Below are 19,160 nucleotides of genomic sequence, written 5' to 3' on the forward strand. Positions count from 1 at the left end.
AATGGTTATTAAATGGGATCGAAAAATCAAAAATAAAGGCAATGCTATTTTATCCGGTTTAGCTGCGTAGCAGCTTATGACATCTTTTAGGCGTTGCTGAATTAAGGGATGAAGCGCGCGGGTACAGGGACATCACCAAACTTGAGGTAATGAATTAGGCGTTGCTGATTCACGGTATGAATCAACTTTTCGCTTGAAGTTACAAAACTCACCCTCAAGCGGGCTTATAGCAATTGGGAAATCTTGAATTCATACCTGTATTCAGCAACGCCCTAAATCCTTCTGCCTTCTTTCCTCTGCCTTCAAATAAATTACTGCCAATTGCCCACTAGCACGAAAGGTGCCCAGAAATACGGATTCTGATACTGTTTGTTTTTCAGCAGCGTTAATTGAGCGTTGCGGAGGGCTTCAGCTTTGCTGGTTTTAGAAGAAGCAAGCTGCCGGTAAAACTCAGTCATAAAGATAGCTGTAGATTCGTCGTTGACTTGCCAAAGAGTGGCGGCGGTGCTGCGGGCACCCGATCGAATGGCGGCCCCGGCCAAACCCAAAGCCGCGCGGTTATCGCCCGAAGCAGTTTCGCAAGCACTCAAAACCAAAAGTTCGATCGGCTGTTGTTTCTCCCCAGTGCGGGCTCGCAGCAGTCGATCGAACTCCTTAACATTCACTTTCTGATCCCAAGTCACAATAAAAGTATCCGCCGCATTCGAGCTAAACTGACCGTGAGTTGCCAAATGGACGATCGGGTAAGACACCGCTTTAATTCGATCGTGCAACCGCCCGCTGACAAAATCTTCATTCAGCAGCGAACTCGCCGGCATCTCGGCTGCAATTTGCTGAACTTCCTGCGTCACCCCCGGCAAAGCCGAGAAGCCTTGACGGGCTTCCGAAAGGGCAGCGGTTAGCACTCTTAACTTAACTTTGTTCAGCGGTTTCGGTGCCAGCAATTGCAATCCCGGCGCCAAAGCAATACTGTATTTTTCTACCAAAAACTTTTCACCGTCGTGCAGCACCGCCATCGGCAGATTGCGCAAGTAACCGTCGAGTACAAATACCAGGGTTTTAATCCCGGCGGCCGTCAAATCCGCCTCTGCAGGGCGGATTAACCAGTCATAAACCTGTTCGACGGGTTGCCTCCTGTCGCGGGGGAAAGCAGCAGGCCTGATGACATTTTTGGCTCGTCTGAAGGCAGTTTCCAACTCGGCTTGAGACTTGTGAGTAGTGTAGCGGCGCAGGGGTTTGCCGGGAATTGACAAAATTACCTCCAAACGATCGCTCAAAATAATCGGATAAATCACCGCCGCTGTCGGATCGATTTCCTCGATCGACTTTGGTTTAGCATCAGCGCAAGCATCCCGAAAAAAGTTGTCCAATTCCGCCAACTGCAAAGATTCCACCGTTTGGCGCGCCAGTTTCAATTTAGCTTGACTGGGAGATTCCTCTTGCAAAAGCAGCCCGACTAATTCCCGATAAACCGGTTCGGCACTTTCCCGAAACGAAAATTGCACTTCGGGATTGACTGTCACCAAATCGCCCCGCAGAGAAGACAGTACATTCACAGCTTGAGTATATTGAACGATCGCCCCTTCTGTATTCCCCTGACCTTTCCGAATCCGTCCCAGTTGCCAAAACAATTGGTAAGCAATATCGGGAGATTGAAACCCCGGTGCTAAACTCAAAGCCTGAATTGTAAGATTTTCCGCTTTCTGATACTGATTTTGGATTTCCGATAGTTTGCCTTTAGCTGCCAGAATATAAGCTTGTATGCGTTGGTCGCCCAAACTCTTTGCTGGTTCGACAGAGCGATCGAGCATTTTGTCAATATCGCTTAAACTCAAAGTTTCCGCAGGCGACTGAGCTAATTTCATCAAGCTTTGCGCTAGATTAATTTGAGCGTAAAGTCCGGCGCGGTTCGACCCAAATTGAGCGGCTTGAGGTTCGATAGAACGCCACAAAACCTCTGCCTCAGACCAATTTTTGCGATCGACCAACAAACTCAATTGGTTTAACTTCGCCTGAATTTGTAAAAGAGATCGTTCCGGCATCGCCTCGGTCGATCGAGCATAATACTCTAGGGCCAAGCGTTCAAAATCAGCCCGCTGTTTGGGTGTCAAACCCGGTTTATTGCTTTTAGCCCGTACCGTATTGCCCAGATTGAGATAAATTGCAGCCTCCTCTGGCCGAGCACCTAATTTTTGGGCTGCTTCTAGTCCCGCTGACAGCAAATCCTCGGAACGTTCCAGTTGTCCCAAAACCCGCAGTACCCGCCCTAAAGCATGAATCGCCCGGACTTGTTCGAGGGAAATCGACCCATTTTTCAAAGTTTCCAAACCCGCTGTCGAAACTTCGCAAGTTTGGTTTTCCAGCTTAAAAGAAGCTAACAAAATTTTGCAAGCTCTGGGGTAAAGTCCGAGAGTTTCCCAAGCCCGACTTTGATTAATTTGAACTTGAACAAGTTGATTTTTACTATCAATTTGCTCAAAAATTTTAGCAGCTTGTGTCCAAATATCGATCGCATCTTGAGTCTGCCCCCGTTCGAGTTGCAACTGTCCTTGAATATTGAGAGTTTCAGCCAAAATCCGCTGCTGTTCGGGAGTTTTGGCTTGTGTTCGCACAGCCGACAAACTCGAATTCACAGCTTGTTCTGCCTGTTCCCAAAGCGCCAACTGCCCGTAGGTTGCAGCTAAATTGCTCAAAGCTGTGGCGCGATCGAGATTTTCACCTTTTGCCTCAAACGCCGCCGCCGCTTGCTGCAACAGCGGTACAGCTTCCGCAAAACGTTCCTCTCGGTACAGACTTCGAGCTTGTCGGACAAGCTGCACCGCTTGTGGTGGATTAACCTGAGCAACTCCCGGAGGAATCGCAACTGCTAGCAGACAGGAAATCACAAATAACAGAATTACTTGCCGGAGCGATCGGGAAAACTTCATATTTAAAAAATAAAATTACAGCCGCAGACACACATACTAACTAACCCAAATACATCTTATTCTCGATCTGCGTTAATCCCCGTTAATCCGCCTACATCTGCGGTAAAAAAAAAGCTAACTTCAACGAGGCACACAACCAGAATTCTGCCGAGGATTGCGAGAGTCAGCAGCATTACCCGAATTATATCCAACAAGAGTTACCTCCCCTTTCGCATTCACCACCCAACCTTGCGCCGGAACAACTTCCTCTTGCCGAATGCCTTCTTCCCTCGAACCATTTCCACCCTCGAACTCAATCCCTTCTTCCTTATTCCCTCTTCCTGCCCCTTCCACCCAAGGAAACGGGGATGCAGCGCTGCTGAGGACATCATTAGGACTTGATGGCAATCCCCCTCGACCAGTAGCGGTAAACTCGCTATCGGCCCCTTTGATGCAGGGATTTGCAGCAATTAACGCAGCCGGATTGACCACATTTTGCGGCAGTTCCACTAAACCTTGAGCGGGATTCACCCCAGAAGAACTAAATGTTACAGTACCTTGCAAAGCCGGGCCGCTACTTTGGGAAATCGCCGCAATATCGCTGGTAGGAATTAGAGAAGTCGGACTTACTTGCAACGCTGCAAATTGAGCATCTGTTAATCCCAAAGTACCTCGAACCTGTTCGCGAGTGACTGATGTAAACCCGAAAACATTGGGGACATTAATATTAACCCGACCACCTTGAGCCGATCGCGCATTGGCTGTGATGTCGCTGTTTTCTTGCGGGAGGGCGACCAAAATATCGCTTTTAATGTTGATATTGCCACCATCAGAAATACTGGCATCAGTTGTAATTCTGCTACCTCGGCGCAACTGGATATCTCGTGCTTCAAGGTTAATATTTGCTCCGGGGCCGGATGCCGTTCTACCGTCAATGCTGCTTTGGTTGTCAAGGGAAATTGCATCTGCTTTGACGTTAATGTTACCAGCCCGTGCCGAACCCAATGCTTGCAGATTGAGTGTTCCCCCATTGCGAAGAATCAATTGCCCGACATTCAGATTCAAGGAACCTCCGTTAGCCGTAGCATTGGGATTTCTAACGCCAGAGGCAATCCCAACGGAAGTTTGAATTTGGCTGTTAAATTCACCTTGACCCCCATTACCAATCACCTCTACGCGCCCCGCATCGATCGTAATGCTTCCGGCATCTCCTTTGCCTAAAGATGCAGTAGAAATAACTCCCCCACCCCGGAGAGTCAGTAGGGGTGTAGAAATATTTATACTCCCTCCCCGATTAGCTGCGTTGGCATCAGCGGAGATGAAACTAGGATTCCGACTCCCATTCGCCAAAACTTCAGAAATACCCTCTATTGTTACTGACTCACTGGCCCTAACTGTCAAAGTACCTCCGCGCCCGCCCGTTGTATTCAATGGTTGGTTGCCCACAACTGAGCCGCTAGATAAACCAATTCCGCCTCCTTCAGAGATAATCAACCGCTTCGTGTCGATATTAATGTCCCCAGCTTCCCCATTCAAACCATTCGCAGTTGAGCCGATTAAGTTTGCTACGGGACTTCCAGCGGGAGTACGCAGCACTTCTACTGATTCAGTCGCTTTAATGTTGATATTCCCCGATGATCCTCGATCGCGCGTAACGCTAATAAAAGCAGAATTATCGCGCACGGTTAAACGTTCTCCCTCAAAGGTGATATTTCCTCCCCTACCCGTACTCCCGGCAAGTGTGCCGCTGTTGATTCCAGAAGCGACCAGATCGAAAATCCCGGCACGGATGCTAATATTTCCGGCGTTGCCAGCACCTAACGTGGGGCTAGTCAATGCGGTTCCGTTTCCTATCAGCAGTTTTCCCGTGTCGATCGTGATGTTTCCGGCATTTCCCATGCCAGCAGTGCCAGAGATCAGAACAATTTGTGGGTCAAAAGGCTTGAACGAGCCAGATACCACATACCTACCACCAAACACTCTATAGGTCTCTAATCCAAGGCCGATCGTTTCTACTGAGTCGGTAGCGCGGATGTCGATCGCGCCTCCGGCACCACTTCCTGCTGTCAGCGTGGAGATTTGCGTTCCACCTTGGGCTAGAAAATTTTGAGCGTTAATATCGATGCCCCTACCGTCGATATTTCCCAAAGTCAGTGCATAAATTCGCCCATTGTTCAGGGCGACATTTCCACCTCGAATATCGATTTTGCCACCACCTAGTCCACTGGTGTTGAGCAGTGAGCCGTTGGTTATTTCAATATTACCAAAGTTGGAAATCTTGTTATAGTTTAAACTTAATCCCAATGGCGTTGCCCCCAATCCAACCATCCCCGGACTAGCGACGCTACCCAGCAAAATTTGTCCGGTAGATGCAGTGAGTGTTCCCTGATTTAATTCAAGATCTCCCCCCACTAGGGCGAGAGTTTGTCCGGGCCCAACTCCTAAGCCAATGTTATTGAAAATCTGCGGGATTGCTGGGGGTAATTGTGGTAAAGTCAAGGCTGGTGCTGCTGAATAGTTAATGATTTTTCCCGGATTTTCTCTAAAGTTTAAACCGATAGGTATATTGACATTTAAAAGCGGTAAGGATTGGGGATTACTGCTGCTAAATTGAGTGCCATTATCGAAAACTACGCTATCAGCAGAACTTGCTAAAAATGAACCGCGCAAATCTAGCCGCGCCTTGGGACCGAAGACAATTCCTTTCGGGTTAATTAAGAATAAATTGCCGTTTCCCAAAACTCCCAGAGTTCCTAAAATATTTGAGGAGTTTGGGCCCGTAACGCGGGTGAATATGTTGGTGATTCCGCTGGGATTGTCAAAATAAGCTCCCCGCCCTTCACGGATGTTAAATTCGCGCAAGCTGTGAAAGAGGTTAACGCCACGAGTTGCACCGCCAGTGATTCTATCTGAGGGTAAGTTGTTGATAGTATCGGGAACTGTGCGCGAACTTTCCGCGCCCAGGGAATTATCGGGGATGATTTGGGCGATCGCAGGGAAAGGACACAGCAGTAAGAATGCAAAAAATAGGGCGCAAGATTGGCGCTGCATCTTTTAATTCCTGTTAATTTAATATGAGGAAAATAGCGACGGGTTAGCTAAAACCTGAACATTACCTATTGAGGTACGCAAACACCCGTCGGTTTCGGACTGCGAAGAGATGCACCACGTGAATTATACGCTAACAGCGTTACTTCTCCTCGATCGTCCATTACCCAACCTTGAGCGGGAATAATTTCTGTTGGTCGAATTTCGAGGGATGGTATGAGGCCTTCTATTTGCTGACTTCCACCTACCGCTGGTTCCACCCAAGGCAACGGCGATAGAGGGCTGCTGAGAACATCATTAGGACTGAGTGGCACTCCTCCTTTCCCAGTGACGGTAAATGCGCTCCCGGCATCTTGCGTGCAGGGATTTGCAGCAATTAACGCAGCCGGATCGACAACATTTTGCGGCAGTTCCACTAAACCTTGAGCAGGATTCACTCCAGAAGAACTAAATGTAACACTACCTTGCAAAGCCGGGCCGCTACTTTGGGAAATCGCCGCAATATCGCTGGTAGGAACTAAAGAAGTCGGACTTACTTGCAACGCTGCAAATTGAGCATCTGTTAATCCCAAACTCCCTCGAACCTGTTCGCGAGTGACTGATGTAAACCCGAAAACATTGGGGACATTAATATTAACCCGACCACCTTGAGCCGATCGCGCATTGGCTGTGATGTCGCTGTTTTCTTGCGGGAGGGCGACCAAAATATCGCTTTTAATGTTGATATTGCCACCATCAGAAATACTGGCATCAGTTGTAATTCTGCTACCTCGGCGCAACTGGATATCTCGTGCTTCAAGGTTAATATTTGCTCCGGGGCCGGATGCCGTTCTACCGTCAATGCTGCTTTGGTTGTCAAGGGAAATTGCATCTGCTTTGACGTTAATGTTACCAGCCCGTGCCGAACCCAATGCTTGCAGATTGAGTGTTCCCCCATTGCGAAGAATCAATTGCCCGACATTCAGATTCAAGGAACCTCCGTTAGCCGTAGCATTGGGATTTCTAACGCGAGAGACAATGCCAACGGAAGTCTGAATTTGACTGTTAAATTCACCTTGACCCCCATTACCAATCACCTCTACGCGCCCCGCATCGATCGTGAGGCTTCCTGCTTCTCCTTTGCCTAAAGATGCAGTAGAAATAAGTCCTCCATCCCGCAGAATTACTAAAGGTGTAGAAATCTTCATACTCCCTCCCCGAGCAGCAGAGTTGGTATCAGCGGAGATGAAACTAGGATTCCGACTCCCATTCGCCAAAACTCCAGAAATACCCTCTAGTGTGACTGACTCAGTAGCTTTAATTGTTAAATTACCTCCTGGCCCCCCAGTTGTATTCAAGGGTTGGTTGCCCACAACCGATCCGCTAGATAAACTAATTCCGCCTCCCTCAGAGAGCCTCAACCGCTTCGTGTCGATATTAATGTCTCCGGCTTTCCCGTTAATGCTGATTGCGGTTGCACCAATCAAGGTTGCTACGGGACTTCGAGCCGGAGTCCGCAGCACTTCTACTGATTCATTCGCTTTAATGTTGATATTCCCCGATGGTGCTTCACTGCGAGTGGTGCTGATGAGCGCACTGCCATCGCGTACGATAAAACGTTCTCCCTCAAAGGTGATATTTCCTCCCCTACCCGTACTCCCCGCGAGTGTGCCGCTGTTGATCCCTGAACCGACCAGATCGAAAACCCTGGCACGGATGGTCATATTTCCGGCGTTGCCAGCACCTAACGTAGCGCTACCCGATACGGTTCCATTGTCGATCAGCAGTTGTCCTGTATCGATTAAGATGTTTCCCGCATCACCCATGCCAGCAGTGCTAGTTTCCAGCAGAATTTGTGGGTCAAAGGGGTTGATTCCTCCAGAGGCTGTATAATTTTTGACAAAGTTTTGAAAGCTCTCAAATCCAATCCCGATGAGTTCTACTGAGTCGGTAGCGCGGATGTCGATCGCGCCTCCGGCACCACTTCCTGCTGTCAGTGTAGAGATTTGCGCTCCACCTTGGGCCCGAAACTGTTGAGCGTTAATATCGATGCCCCTACCGTCGATATTTCCCAAAGTTAGTGCATAAATTCGCCCACCGTTGAGGTTAACATTTCCACCTCGAATATCGACTTTACCGCCACCTAGTCCACTGGTATTGATTAGTGAGCCGTTGGTTACTTTAATATTACCAAAGTTGGAAATCTTGTCATAGTTTAAACTTAATCCAAATGGCGTTGTCCCCAATCCGACCATCCCCGGACTGGTGACGCTACCGAGCAAAATTTGTCCGGTAGATGCAGTGAGTGTTCCCTGATTTAATTCAAGATCTCCCCCCACTAGGGCAAGAGTTTGTCCGGGCCCAACTCCTAAGCCCGTGTTATTGAAAATCGGCGGAATTGCTGGGGGTAATTTTGGTAAAATCAAGGCTGGTGCTGCTGAATAGTTAATGATTTTTCCCGGATTTTCTCTAAAGTTCAAACCGAGCGGTATATAGACATTTAACAGCGGGATTAATTGGGGATTGCTGCTGCTGAATTGATAGCCCTTCTCGAAAACTACGCTATCAGCAGAACTTGCTAAAAATGAACCGCGCAAATCTAACCTCGCATTGGGACCGAAGACAATTCCTTTGGGATTAAGTAAGAACAAGTTAGCATTACCTTGTACTCCCAGCACACCTAAAATATTAGAAGGATTGCCACCCGTAACGCGGGTGAAAATATTCGCAATTCCGTTAGGATTCGCAAAATATGCTCCTCGGCCTTCACCTACGTTAAATTCTCGTAAACTGTGAAATAAATTTACTCCGCGAGTTGCACCGCCTTCTATTCTGTCCGATGGTAAATTATTAATCCTGTCGGGAACTGTCCGCGAACTTTCTGCACCCAAGCTGCTATCTGGGATGATTTGGGCGACGGCGGGGAAAGGACACAGCACTAATAATGCACAAAATAGGGCGGAATATTGGCGGAGCATCTTTGAAGTCTGGTTAATTTAATATTAGGAAAATAGCGAAGGGTTAGCTAAAACCTAAAGAGTGCCTATCGAGGTACGCAAACACCCGTCGATTTCGGACTGCGAGTAGAAGCAGCACCACCTGAATTATACGCTACCAGCCTTACTTGTCCTCGATCGTCCATTACCCAACCTTGAGCGGGCATAATTTCTGTTGGCCCAACTGCTATGGATGCTCTTTCGCCTTCTACTTGCTGGCTTTCACCTAAAGCTGATTCCACCCAAGGAAACGGCGCTGCTGCGCTGCTGAGGGCATCATTAGGACTCGGTGGCACTCCTCCTTTCCCAGTCACAGTAAACTCGTTTCCTGCCCCTTCTATGCAGGGATTAGCAGCAATTAATGTGCTGGGATCGACTACATTTTGCTCTAATTCTACTAACCCTTGAGCGGGATTTACCCCAGTAGTGCTAAACGTTACTGCTCCTTGCAAAGCTGGGCCGCTACTTTGAGAAATCGCCGCAATATCGCTGGTAGGAATTAGAGAAGTCGGACTTACTTGCAACGCTGCAAATTCAGCATCACTCAGTCCTAAACTACTCCTAGCTTGTTCGCGGTTAATGCTTGTAAAGCCAAAGATATTTGGTACATTGACCGTAACTTGTCCGCCCATAGCTGTGCGAGCATTAGCTGTAATATCACTGTTCTCTCGCGGTAAAGCTACCAAAAGTTCGCTATTAATTTTGATATTACCGCCCTCAGAAATACCTGCATCCGTGGTGATTCTACTGCCGCGCCGCAACTGAATGTCTTGCGCTTGAAGGTTAATATTTGCCCCTGTACCAGAGACAGTCGTGCCATCAATTACGCTTTTATTATCCAGGGCAATTGAGTTAGCTACAACGTTAATATTGCCAGCCCTACCTGTTCCTGAAGATTGAACATTAACCACTGCACTATCCCGAAGAATCAATTGACTAGCATTCAAATTCAACGAGCCTGCATTTCCGCTAGCAGTGGAATTGACAGCATTAAACGCCCTACCAGCCGAGGCCTCAATTCCACTTCTCAACCGACTGTTACTCCCAATACCTTGCACTTGTAAGCGATCGGCATTAATTGTAATATCTCCTGCATCTGCTATACCCAAAGAAGCCGCAGAAATAACGCCGCCATTCTGCACAGTTAGTTTAGGTGTTGAGAGGCGGATATCTCCACCTCTACCAGAACTTGCAGTTTGAGTAACAAAAGAACTTGCTACATAGCCCGCATTCCCCAAAAATCTTGACTCGCCGCTCACTTCTATAGACTCGGAGGCTCTCACAGTTAAATTTCCTCCCGTCCCCCCACTTGTAGAAAACACGAGTTGGCCAAAAATCGCACCCGTCGTTAAACTAATTGTGGCTCCATTAGAAACACTCAGCCGCTTAGTGTCGATGCTAATATCCCCACCTTTTCCATTCCCCTCAAAAGTATTCGTGCCGAGCCGAGTTTGCCCTAGACCTACAGGAAGACCACCCGATAATTCCACAGATTCACTCGCTTTAATCGCGATATTCCCCGATGCTCCATCACTAAGGCTGAAGCTGGCAAACGCACCGCCATCGCGCAGTATTAACCGTTGGGCTTCAACAGTGATGTTTCCGCCTTGACCAGTGCTTTGGTTCGTTGTTCCGTTATAGAGCGTTGAACTGACGAGTTCGACGGTGTTGGCGCGGATACTCAGATTTCCGCCATTCCCAGCACCAAAGGTGGGGGCACCGGCCACTACCCCCTCGCGTAGGAACAGGCGTCCGGCTTCAATGTTAATATCTCCGGCAGCTCCACTGCCAATAGCGCTAGTGAACAGAACAATTTGCGAAATAAAGGGGTTGCCTGTTCCCGATGTCTGAAAATTTTCTGTAAGCTGCTGATAGCCCTCAATTCCCAACCCGATCATTTCTACTGAGTCAATAGCGCGGATGTTGATATCACTCCCTTTCCCCTCTCCCAGGGTCGTGGTGAAAATTTGCGCCCCCCCCTCTAATCGTAAGTTTTGGGCATTGATGTCAATGCCTCTGCCGTCCATATTTCCTAGTGTCAGTCCATAAATTCCTGAACCGTTGAGAGTGACATTTGAACCCCTGATGTCAACTTTCCCTCCTCCTAATCCGCTGGTATTGAGCGACGCACCGTTCATTTCAATATTGCCGAAGTTCTGAATATTACCATAGTTTAAATTCAGACCTAATGCGGTTGGTTCAAATTGCACTAAACCTGGACTTTTGATACTTCCCAGAAGGATTTGTCCGGTACTGGCGGTAGCGATTCCCCCGTTGAATTGGAGATCTCCCCCTACTAGCGCTAAGGTTTGACCAGGGTCTACTGCTAAACCAATTTTATTAAAAATTGGTAATGGTAGGGGAAGGTCAGGCGGTGATGGGTTAGCAGCAATTGATTGGTTAATAATTGTACCAGAATTTTCTCGGAATCTCAAACCCACAGGAATATTAATCGCTAATAATGGCACTGCATTAGAATTTGCAGCGCTAAATTCAAAGCCATTATCAAAGAGAACGCCGCTAGCTGTAGAACCGATAAATGAGCCGCGTAAATCTAACCGAGCATTGGGACCAAATACAATTCCTTTGGGATTAAGTAAAAATAAGTTAGCACTGCCTTGAACTCCCAACACGCCTAAAATATTGGAAGGATTGCCACCCGTAACGCGTGTAAAAATATTAAGAATGCCGTTAGGATTGGCAAAATATGTGCCGCGTCCTTCACCGACATTAAATTCTCTAAAACTGTGAAATAAATTGACACCGCGAGTTGCACCGCCTTCTATTCTATCAGAGGGTAAATTGTTAATAGTTGCGGGTACTGTGCGCGAACTTTCTGCACCCAAGCTGCTGTCTGGGATAATTTGAGCGATCGCAGGGAAAGGAAACAGTAGTAAGAAAGCAAAAATTAGGGCTGAAGATTGGCGGGGCATACTTGGAATCCTGTTAATTTGGTATGAAAAAACGAGCGCGCAGATCAAACCTGAAGAGTACCTATCGAGGTACGCAAACACCCGTCGATTTCGGACTGCGAAGAGATGCACCACCACCTGAATTATACGCTACCAGGCTTACTTGTCCTCGATCGTCCATTACCCAACCTTGAGCCGGAATAATTTCTGTTGGCCGAACTTCTATGGATACTCTTTCGCCTTCTACTTGCTGACTTCCACCTAAGGCTGGTTCCACCCAAGGAAACGGCGCTGCTGCGGTGCTGAGGGCATCATTAGGACTCGGTGGCACTCCTCCTTTCCCAGTAACAGTAAACTCGTTTCCTGCCCCTTCTATGCAGGGATTAGCAGCAATTAATGTGCTGGGATCGACTACATTTTGCTCTAATTCTACTAACCCTTGAGCGGGATTTACCCCAGTAGTGCTAAACGTTACTGCTCCTTGCAAAGCTGGGCCGCTACTTTGAGAAATCGCCGCAATATCGCTGGTAGGAATTAGAGAAGTCGGACTTACTTGCAACGCTGCAAATTCAGCATCACTCAGTCCTAAACTACTCCTAGCTTGTTCGCGGTTAATGCTTGTAAAGCCAAAGATATTTGGTACATTGACCGTAACTTGTCCGCCCATAGCTGTGCGAGCATTAGCTGTAATATCACTGTTCTCTCGCGGTAAAGCTACCAAAAGTTCGCTATTAATTCTGATATTTCCACCATCTGAATTACCTGTATCGGTGGTAATTCTGCTACCGCGCCGCAACTGAATGTCTTGCGCTTGAAGGTTAATATTTGCCCCGCCGCCTGCATCAGTTGTGCCATTAATGCTGCCTTTGTTATCAAGGACAATTGAGTCGGCTACAACGGTGAGAGTACCAGCTTGCGCCCTTCCCAGAGCCCGGACGCTGATCGCGGCCCCATCCCGAACCGTCAATCGATCGACCTTGAGATTAATTGAACCCGCATTTCCCGTAGCGTTGGGAATGGGAATGCCCAAGAAATTGCCCCCCGAACCGTCAATTTGACTAATAAATCGACCGTTAAGAGCGCTGCCCAAGACTTCTACGCGATCGGCATCAATCGTGAGGCTGCCTGCATTTCCGGTACCCAAAGAAGACTGTAAAATTACTCCCCCATCCCGCAAAGTCAGCACAGGCGTGGCAATGTAAATATTGCCTCCCTGACTAGAACCACTGGTTTCACTGGCTAAGAAACTAAGATTGTATTCTCCATTTGCCAAAACTCCAGAGATACCTACTAACTCTACCGACTCAGAGGCCCTAATTGTCAAATTGCCTCCGGGTCCCCCATTAGAGAAGAGACTATTACCAATAGTCCCACCGCTCGATACAGCAATTCCGGCTCCTTGGGCAGCAATTAACCGCTTGGTGTCGATAGTAATATCCCCGGCTCTACCTGTCCCATTGGGATCTATAGAGGCGGCGCCGATCAAAGTTTGCACCACACTCCCAGGGGGAGTCCTTAACACTTCTACTGATTCAGCGGCTTTAATAGTGATATTTCCTGATGCTCCCTCACTGCTGGTGGTACTGGTGAGAATAGCACCATCACGCACGATTAATTTCTGGCTGGCAACGGTGATGTTTCCCCCCGTACCGCTACTACCCAGTAATGACCCACTGCTGACCGTAGAACCAGCCTGATCGAGAAAGTTGGCATGGATGTTAATATTTCCCCCATTTCCTACACCTAACGTGCTGCTACCTACTACAGCCCCATTGTCTATCAGCAGGCGTTCGGTATCAATCGCGATGTCTCCTGCCGCTCCTGTGCCAGAAGTGCCAGTGGTCAGAACAATTTGCGGATCAAAAGGATCGATTGTTCTCAATCTCCGATAATTAACTAAAAATTGTTGATAGCTCTCAAAGCCAATCCCACTCATTTCTACTGAGTCAGTGGCGCGGATATTGATATCGCTCCCCTTCCCTGAAGCTAGCGCCAAGGTGGATATTTGCGACTCCCCCTGTACTCGGAAGTTTTGGGCGTTAATGTCAATCCCTCTACCGTCTATATTTCCCAATGTCAGGCTATAAATTCTCGAACCGTTGAGGGTGACATTTCCACCTCTAATCTCAACTTTCCCACCTCCTAATCCGCTGGTATTGATCGATGCACCGTTCATTTCAATATTACCGAAATTCTGAATATTACTGTAGTTTAAATTCAGACCTAAAGCTGTTGGTTCAAATTGCACTAAACCTGGACTTTTCACACTTCCCAGCAATATTTGTCCGGTATAAGCTGTTAAGTTTCCTCCTTGTAGTTGAATGTCACCGCCAATTAAGGCTAAGTTTTGACCGGGATCTACTGCTAAACCAAGTTGGTTAAAAAGAGGAATTTCGACAGGTAGTTCTGATAAGGTTGATGTGGGGCCCATTGCTTGGGAAGAGTTGACAATTGTACCGGGATTGTCTCGAAATATTAAACCCACAGGAATATTAATCGCTAACAATGGCACTGCCTTAGAATTAGCCGCACTAAATTCAAAGCCATTATCAAAGAGAACGCCACTACCAGTTGAACCAATAAATGAACCGCGCAAATCTAACCGCGCATTGGGGCCAAAGACAATCCCTTTTGGGTTAATTAAAAACAAGTTTCCGTTGCCTAAAACTCCCAGAGTTCCTAAAATATTAGAAGGGTTGCCACCCGTAACGCGGGTAAAGATGTTGGCAATTCCGCTGGGATTTTCAAAATAAGCTCCCCGCCCTTGACGGATGTTAAATTCGCGCAAGCTGTGAAAGAGGTTAACGCCGCGAGTTGCACCGCCAGTGATTCTATCAGAGGGTAAGTTGTTGATAGTATCGGTCGCTGTCCGCGAACTTTCTGCACCCAAGCTGCTGTCTGGGATGATTTGGGCGATCGCAGGGAAAGGAAACAGCAGTAAGAATGCAAAAAATAGGGCGCAAGATTGGCGGGGCATCTTTTAAGTCTGGTTAATTTAGTATTAGGCAAATAGCGACGGGTTAGCTAAAACCTGAAGAGTACCTATCGAGGTACGCAAACACCCGTCGATTTCGGACTGCGAATAGATGCACCACCACCAGAATTATAGGCTACCAGCCTTACTTGTCCTCGATCGTCCATTACCCAACCTTGAGCGGGCATAATTTCTGTTGGCTGAACTTCTATGGATGCTCTGTGGTCTTCTATTTGCTGACTTCCACCTACCGGTGGTTCCACCCAACTAAACTGGCTAAAATTGCTGCTGAGGGCATCGTGAGGACTCGGTGGCAATCCCCCCCGACCTGTCACAGTAAACTCGTTTTCGGCCCCTTGGATGCAGGGATTTGCAGCAATTAACGCAGCCGGATTCACCAAATTTTGCGGCAGTTCCACTAAACCTTGAGCAGGATTCACTCCAAAAGAACTAAATGTTACCGCCCCTTGCAAAGCCGGGCCGCCACTTTGGGAAATCGCGGCGATGTCGCTGCTGGGAAGCAGGGATGTAGGACTTACTTGCAACGCTGCAAATTCGGCGTCATTGAACCCCAACCTGCTTCTGACTTGTTCGCGACTCGCTGCTGTAAAGCCGAAGACATTGGGGACATTGATATTCACGCGGCCGCCGCCTGCTGTGCGGGCGTTGGCTGTAATGTCGCTGTTTTCTTGCGGGAGGGCGACAAGAATGTTGCTGCTGATGTTAATATTGCCGCCGTCAGAACTGCCTGCATCGGTGGTAATTCGGGTGTTGCGGCGCAATTGGATCGATCGCGCTTGCAGGTTAATATTTGCTCCTGTACCGGATATAGTCGTGCCGTCAATACTGCTTTTATTGTCAAGGTCGATCGAATTTGCGACAATATTGATATTACCAGCGCGTCCGGTTCCCGTTGCCTGCACCGTCACTGTAGCTCCATCTCTGACAATTAATCGATCGGCATTCAGATTCAACGAACCGGCATTTGCCGTAGCATTGGGATTAGTGCCAAATGTCTTGCCAACCGAAGCATCAATTGTACTGAGAAACAGACCGTTATTTCCGCTGCCGCTGACCTCAATGCGATCGGCATTAACAGTAATATTCCCCACATCTCCTACACCTAAAGAACTCGTAGAAACTACTCCCCCATCCCGCACGGTTAGGCTTGGCGTATCAATGCGAATATCCCCGCCCCGACTAGAGCTCAAAGTTCCAGAACTCAGCGCACTAGCACTCTGAATTCCGCTGCTCAAAAGTGGAGAAATGCCTGAAATTTCTACTGATTCAGTAGCCCTAACTGTTAAATTTCCAGCAGGCCCGCCATCCCTAGAAAACAAAAACCTACCAACTAACACACCCGTTCCTACTGTAAACGCAGAACCCCCAGAGAGACTCAACCGCTTGGTATCGACGTTAATATTCCCCGCCCTGCCGTTAGAAGCGATACTCAGCGTGCTAATTCCAGTTGACACAACTGTTGTCGGGCCGCTGTTAGACAATTCTACTGATTCAGCAGCTTTAATGTTAATATTCCCCGACGGGCCGCTGCTGTAGCTCGTCGTACCGAGAATAGAACCGTCGCGCATAATTAATTTCGCGACATCAACACTAATGCTTCCTCCGGCACCGCTACTTTCTTTAGCTGTTCCGTTGTTAATTCCAGAACCCACCATCTCAAAAGTATTGGCACGAATAATTAAATTGCCGCCATTTCCACCGCCAAAAGCGATGCCGCTACCTACTACCCCATTGTTGAAGAGCAGGTGGCCGGTGTCGATCGTCATATTCCCCCCCGAACCAGCGCCAGCACTAGCATTAAACAGCATCATTAGCGGGTCAAATGGGTCTGTAGTTCCCGATACCAAATATTTAATTGCAAGCTGTTGATAGCCCTCAACTCCGAGCCCGATCATTTCTACTGAATCAGCAGCGCGGAAGTTAATATGGCCTCCTGCACCATCTCCTAGAGTCAAAGTAGAAAATTGCGTGCCATTTTCCACTCGCAACTTTTGAGCGGTGATATCGATACCTCTACCATCAATATTTCCCAGTGTCAGCGCATAAATTCGCGCACCGCTGAGGGCGACATTTCCACCTTTTAACTCTACTCTGCCGCCACCAATGCCGCTGGTGTCGATAAGTGTTCCATCGGATATTTGAATATTGCCGAAGTTCTGAATATTGTCATAATTAACAGTTAAATTCCCCTGCTGAGTAACAGGAGGAGTCAGTGCAAAATTAACTAAACCGGGACTAGCGACGCTACCGAGTAAAATTTGTCCGCCGCTGGCGGTTAAATTGCCGCCTTGGAGTTGGATGTCGCCGCCAATCAGTGCTAAAGTTTGACCTGGTTCTACTGCTAAACCAACTCGATCGCTAATTGGAATTGGCACAGCAGAGGCTGGGATATTTACATTTCCTAAAGCCGTTGATTGATTGACAATTGCACCGGGATTGTCTCTAAATCTTAAACCAACGGGAATATTAACGGTTAACAGCGGGGATGTTTGCGGGTTGGTGCTGCTGAATTCAAAGCCGTTCTTAAACACAATACTGTCAGCCGTTGAACCGATAAACGCACCGCGCAAATCTAACCGAGCATTCGGGCCGAAAACAATCCCTTTTGGGTTAATTAAGAATAAGTTGCCGTTACCTAAAACTCCCAGAGTTCCTAAAATATTAGAAGGGTTGCTGCCCGTAACGCGGGTGAAGATGTTGGCAATTCCGCTGGGATTTTCAAAATAAGCTCCCCGCCCTTCACGGATGTTAAATTCGCGCCAACTGTGAAATAGGTTAACGCCGCGAGTTGCACCGCCTGTGATTCTATCGGAGGGTAAATTGTTGATAGTATCGGGAACTGTCCGCGAACTTTCCGGGCCCAGGGTATTATCGGGGATAATTTGGGCGAAGGTTTTCGAGGGAAATAGCAACAGGAAAGCAAAAAGTAGGCCGGAAGACAGGCGAGACATAGCTTAAATCCTGTTATATAATATAATATCGTTTCCGGTTCCATCAGAATTATATCAGTGCGATCGCCCGAGTGTTCGATCGACTCTCTTTCACCCCTAAAGTGGACTTTTCCCAAATATAATAAAAATAGCTTTTTTCAGTGCGACGTTTGAATGTAACTCAGAGGAGGAACAGTCATGAGCTTGAATGAGTTGCCGGGAGCAGAGCTAATTCTACCTGGATTGGACGATCTTCATCATGGTAAGACGAATACAGTTGGGTCATTGTTAGTCGCGATCGCAGCAGAGCGCCTAGCCGAAGCCGGCTTAGATGTTCCTAAAGATCGTCTAGCAGCAGAGCCAGAACTGACCCTGTATGCCCTTCTTGAAGATGAACGAGATGATGCCTATCTCTATTACAATGCTTTGCTGAATCGCCTGAATAGCTTTTGCAACGCACTTGAACTTCGTTATATGTATAAGCTATGAGAATTGGATTACGCTATTTCAAAAAACTTTTGCGCGATCGTATTAAAAACAAGATTGACAACCTTGCCAGATCCGCACCCATAGGCTAAGATTTTGCAAAGGTCGAAAACACAATGACGATAATTCCAACTATGAACTACCGAAACCACATCACGATCGAGCCAAATAAACGCGGTGGTAAGCCTTGTGTGCGCGGCTTGCGAATTACGGTTTATGAAGTGCTTGAGTACCTGGCTTCCGAGATGACCGAAGCAGAAATTCTCGACGATTTTCCCGATCTGACGCGAGAAGATTTAAAAGCCTGCATTGCTTATGCTGCTGACCGTGAGCGTCGGTTTATGACCGCGACCTTATCCGCATGAAATTACTTTTTGATGAAAATTTGTCGCCCAAGTTGCCGAATCGTTTGAGCGATATTTTCCCAAATTCGCTTCACGTTCGAGATGTGGGCATGAAAGCAACGATCGACCCAGTAGTTTGGGATTATGCAAAAGACAATAATTTGATGATTGTCTCGAAAGACGCGGATATGCACGATCTGAGCTTAGTGTTTGGGAATCCACCGAAAGTTATTTGGCTTCGCCTTGGAAACTGTTCGACATTGCAAGTTGAAAATTTGCTGCGTCGGGATTTTAACGCAATCAAATTATTTTCTGAAGACGATAATTTATCGCTGCTTGCTTTATCATAACTGTACCGCAACTGCGATCTAATTATAAGTTAGACACACATAATTGATATATAGCCTTTCTCAGAAAGATGAGGTATGATGTTACTGACACTCACTTGTGAGGATCAAACAGAGAAGATAATATCAAATGAACTATAATTACAATACTTCGGACAGTTTTATATCTAATCGAGTGTCCGAAACCCAGACTGGCTATATGGTGGACTATTATTTC

9 protein-coding genes are annotated in these 19,160 nt (G+C 47.5%); 3 read left to right on the forward strand and 6 right to left on the reverse strand.

All coding sequences use genetic code 11. The annotated features are described in order from the left end of the window. Nucleotides 1-311: 311 nt before the first annotated feature. From QUA78_RS28665 to QUA78_RS28690, 6 genes are all read right to left on the reverse strand, one after another. Nucleotides 312-2,927 carry a CHAT domain-containing protein gene (locus QUA78_RS28665; protein WP_333304212.1) on the reverse strand — a complete coding sequence of 872 codons (2,616 nt, stop codon included), beginning with the start codon at nucleotides 2,925-2,927 and terminating at the stop codon, nucleotides 312-314. 120 nt (nucleotides 2,928-3,047) lie between these two features. Next, entirely contained in the window at nucleotides 3,048-5,957 is a 2,910-nt protein-coding gene (locus QUA78_RS28670; RefSeq protein ID WP_333399157.1) for a two-partner secretion domain-containing protein, read from the reverse strand. A 65-nt stretch (nucleotides 5,958-6,022) separates the two neighbouring features. Beyond that, nucleotides 6,023-8,911, reverse strand: a complete 2,889-nt coding sequence (locus tag QUA78_RS28675; protein ID WP_333399158.1) for a two-partner secretion domain-containing protein — start codon at nucleotides 8,909-8,911, stop codon at nucleotides 6,023-6,025. A 65-nt stretch (nucleotides 8,912-8,976) separates the two neighbouring features. Then, a complete protein-coding gene (locus QUA78_RS28680; RefSeq protein ID WP_333304215.1) occupies nucleotides 8,977-11,862 on the reverse strand; it encodes an S-layer family protein in 2,886 nt (961 codons plus the stop codon). Between the two features lie 61 nt (nucleotides 11,863-11,923). Further along, nucleotides 11,924-14,818: an S-layer family protein gene (locus QUA78_RS28685; protein ID WP_333304216.1), complete on the reverse strand. Its 2,895-nt coding sequence runs from the start codon at nucleotides 14,816-14,818 to the stop codon at nucleotides 11,924-11,926. Between the two features lie 65 nt (nucleotides 14,819-14,883). Then, a complete protein-coding gene (locus QUA78_RS28690; RefSeq protein WP_333304217.1) occupies nucleotides 14,884-17,787 on the reverse strand; it encodes an S-layer family protein in 2,904 nt (967 codons plus the stop codon). 177 nt (nucleotides 17,788-17,964) lie between these two features. On the opposite strand from QUA78_RS28690, the gene QUA78_RS28695 reads away from it, so the two are divergent. From QUA78_RS28695 to QUA78_RS28705, 3 genes are all read left to right on the forward strand, one after another. After that, nucleotides 17,965-18,255, forward strand: a complete 291-nt coding sequence (locus tag QUA78_RS28695) for a hypothetical protein (protein ID WP_333304218.1) — start codon at nucleotides 17,965-17,967, stop codon at nucleotides 18,253-18,255. Nucleotides 18,256-18,386: 131 nt separating this feature from the next. Then, nucleotides 18,387-18,617, forward strand: coding sequence for a DUF433 domain-containing protein (locus QUA78_RS28700; RefSeq protein WP_333165230.1), 231 nt, complete (start codon nucleotides 18,387-18,389; stop codon nucleotides 18,615-18,617). Next, nucleotides 18,614-18,946, forward strand: a complete 333-nt coding sequence (locus QUA78_RS28705; protein ID WP_333304219.1) for a DUF5615 family PIN-like protein — start codon at nucleotides 18,614-18,616, stop codon at nucleotides 18,944-18,946. The genes QUA78_RS28700 and QUA78_RS28705 overlap by 4 nt, the downstream gene beginning before the upstream one ends. Nucleotides 18,947-19,160: the final 214 nt, after the last annotated feature.

Origin of the sequence: Microcoleus sp. K4-B3, assembly GCF_036704615.1 — a bacterium.
In the GTDB taxonomy this organism is placed as follows: Bacteria; Cyanobacteriota; Cyanobacteriia; order Cyanobacteriales; family Microcoleaceae; genus Microcoleus.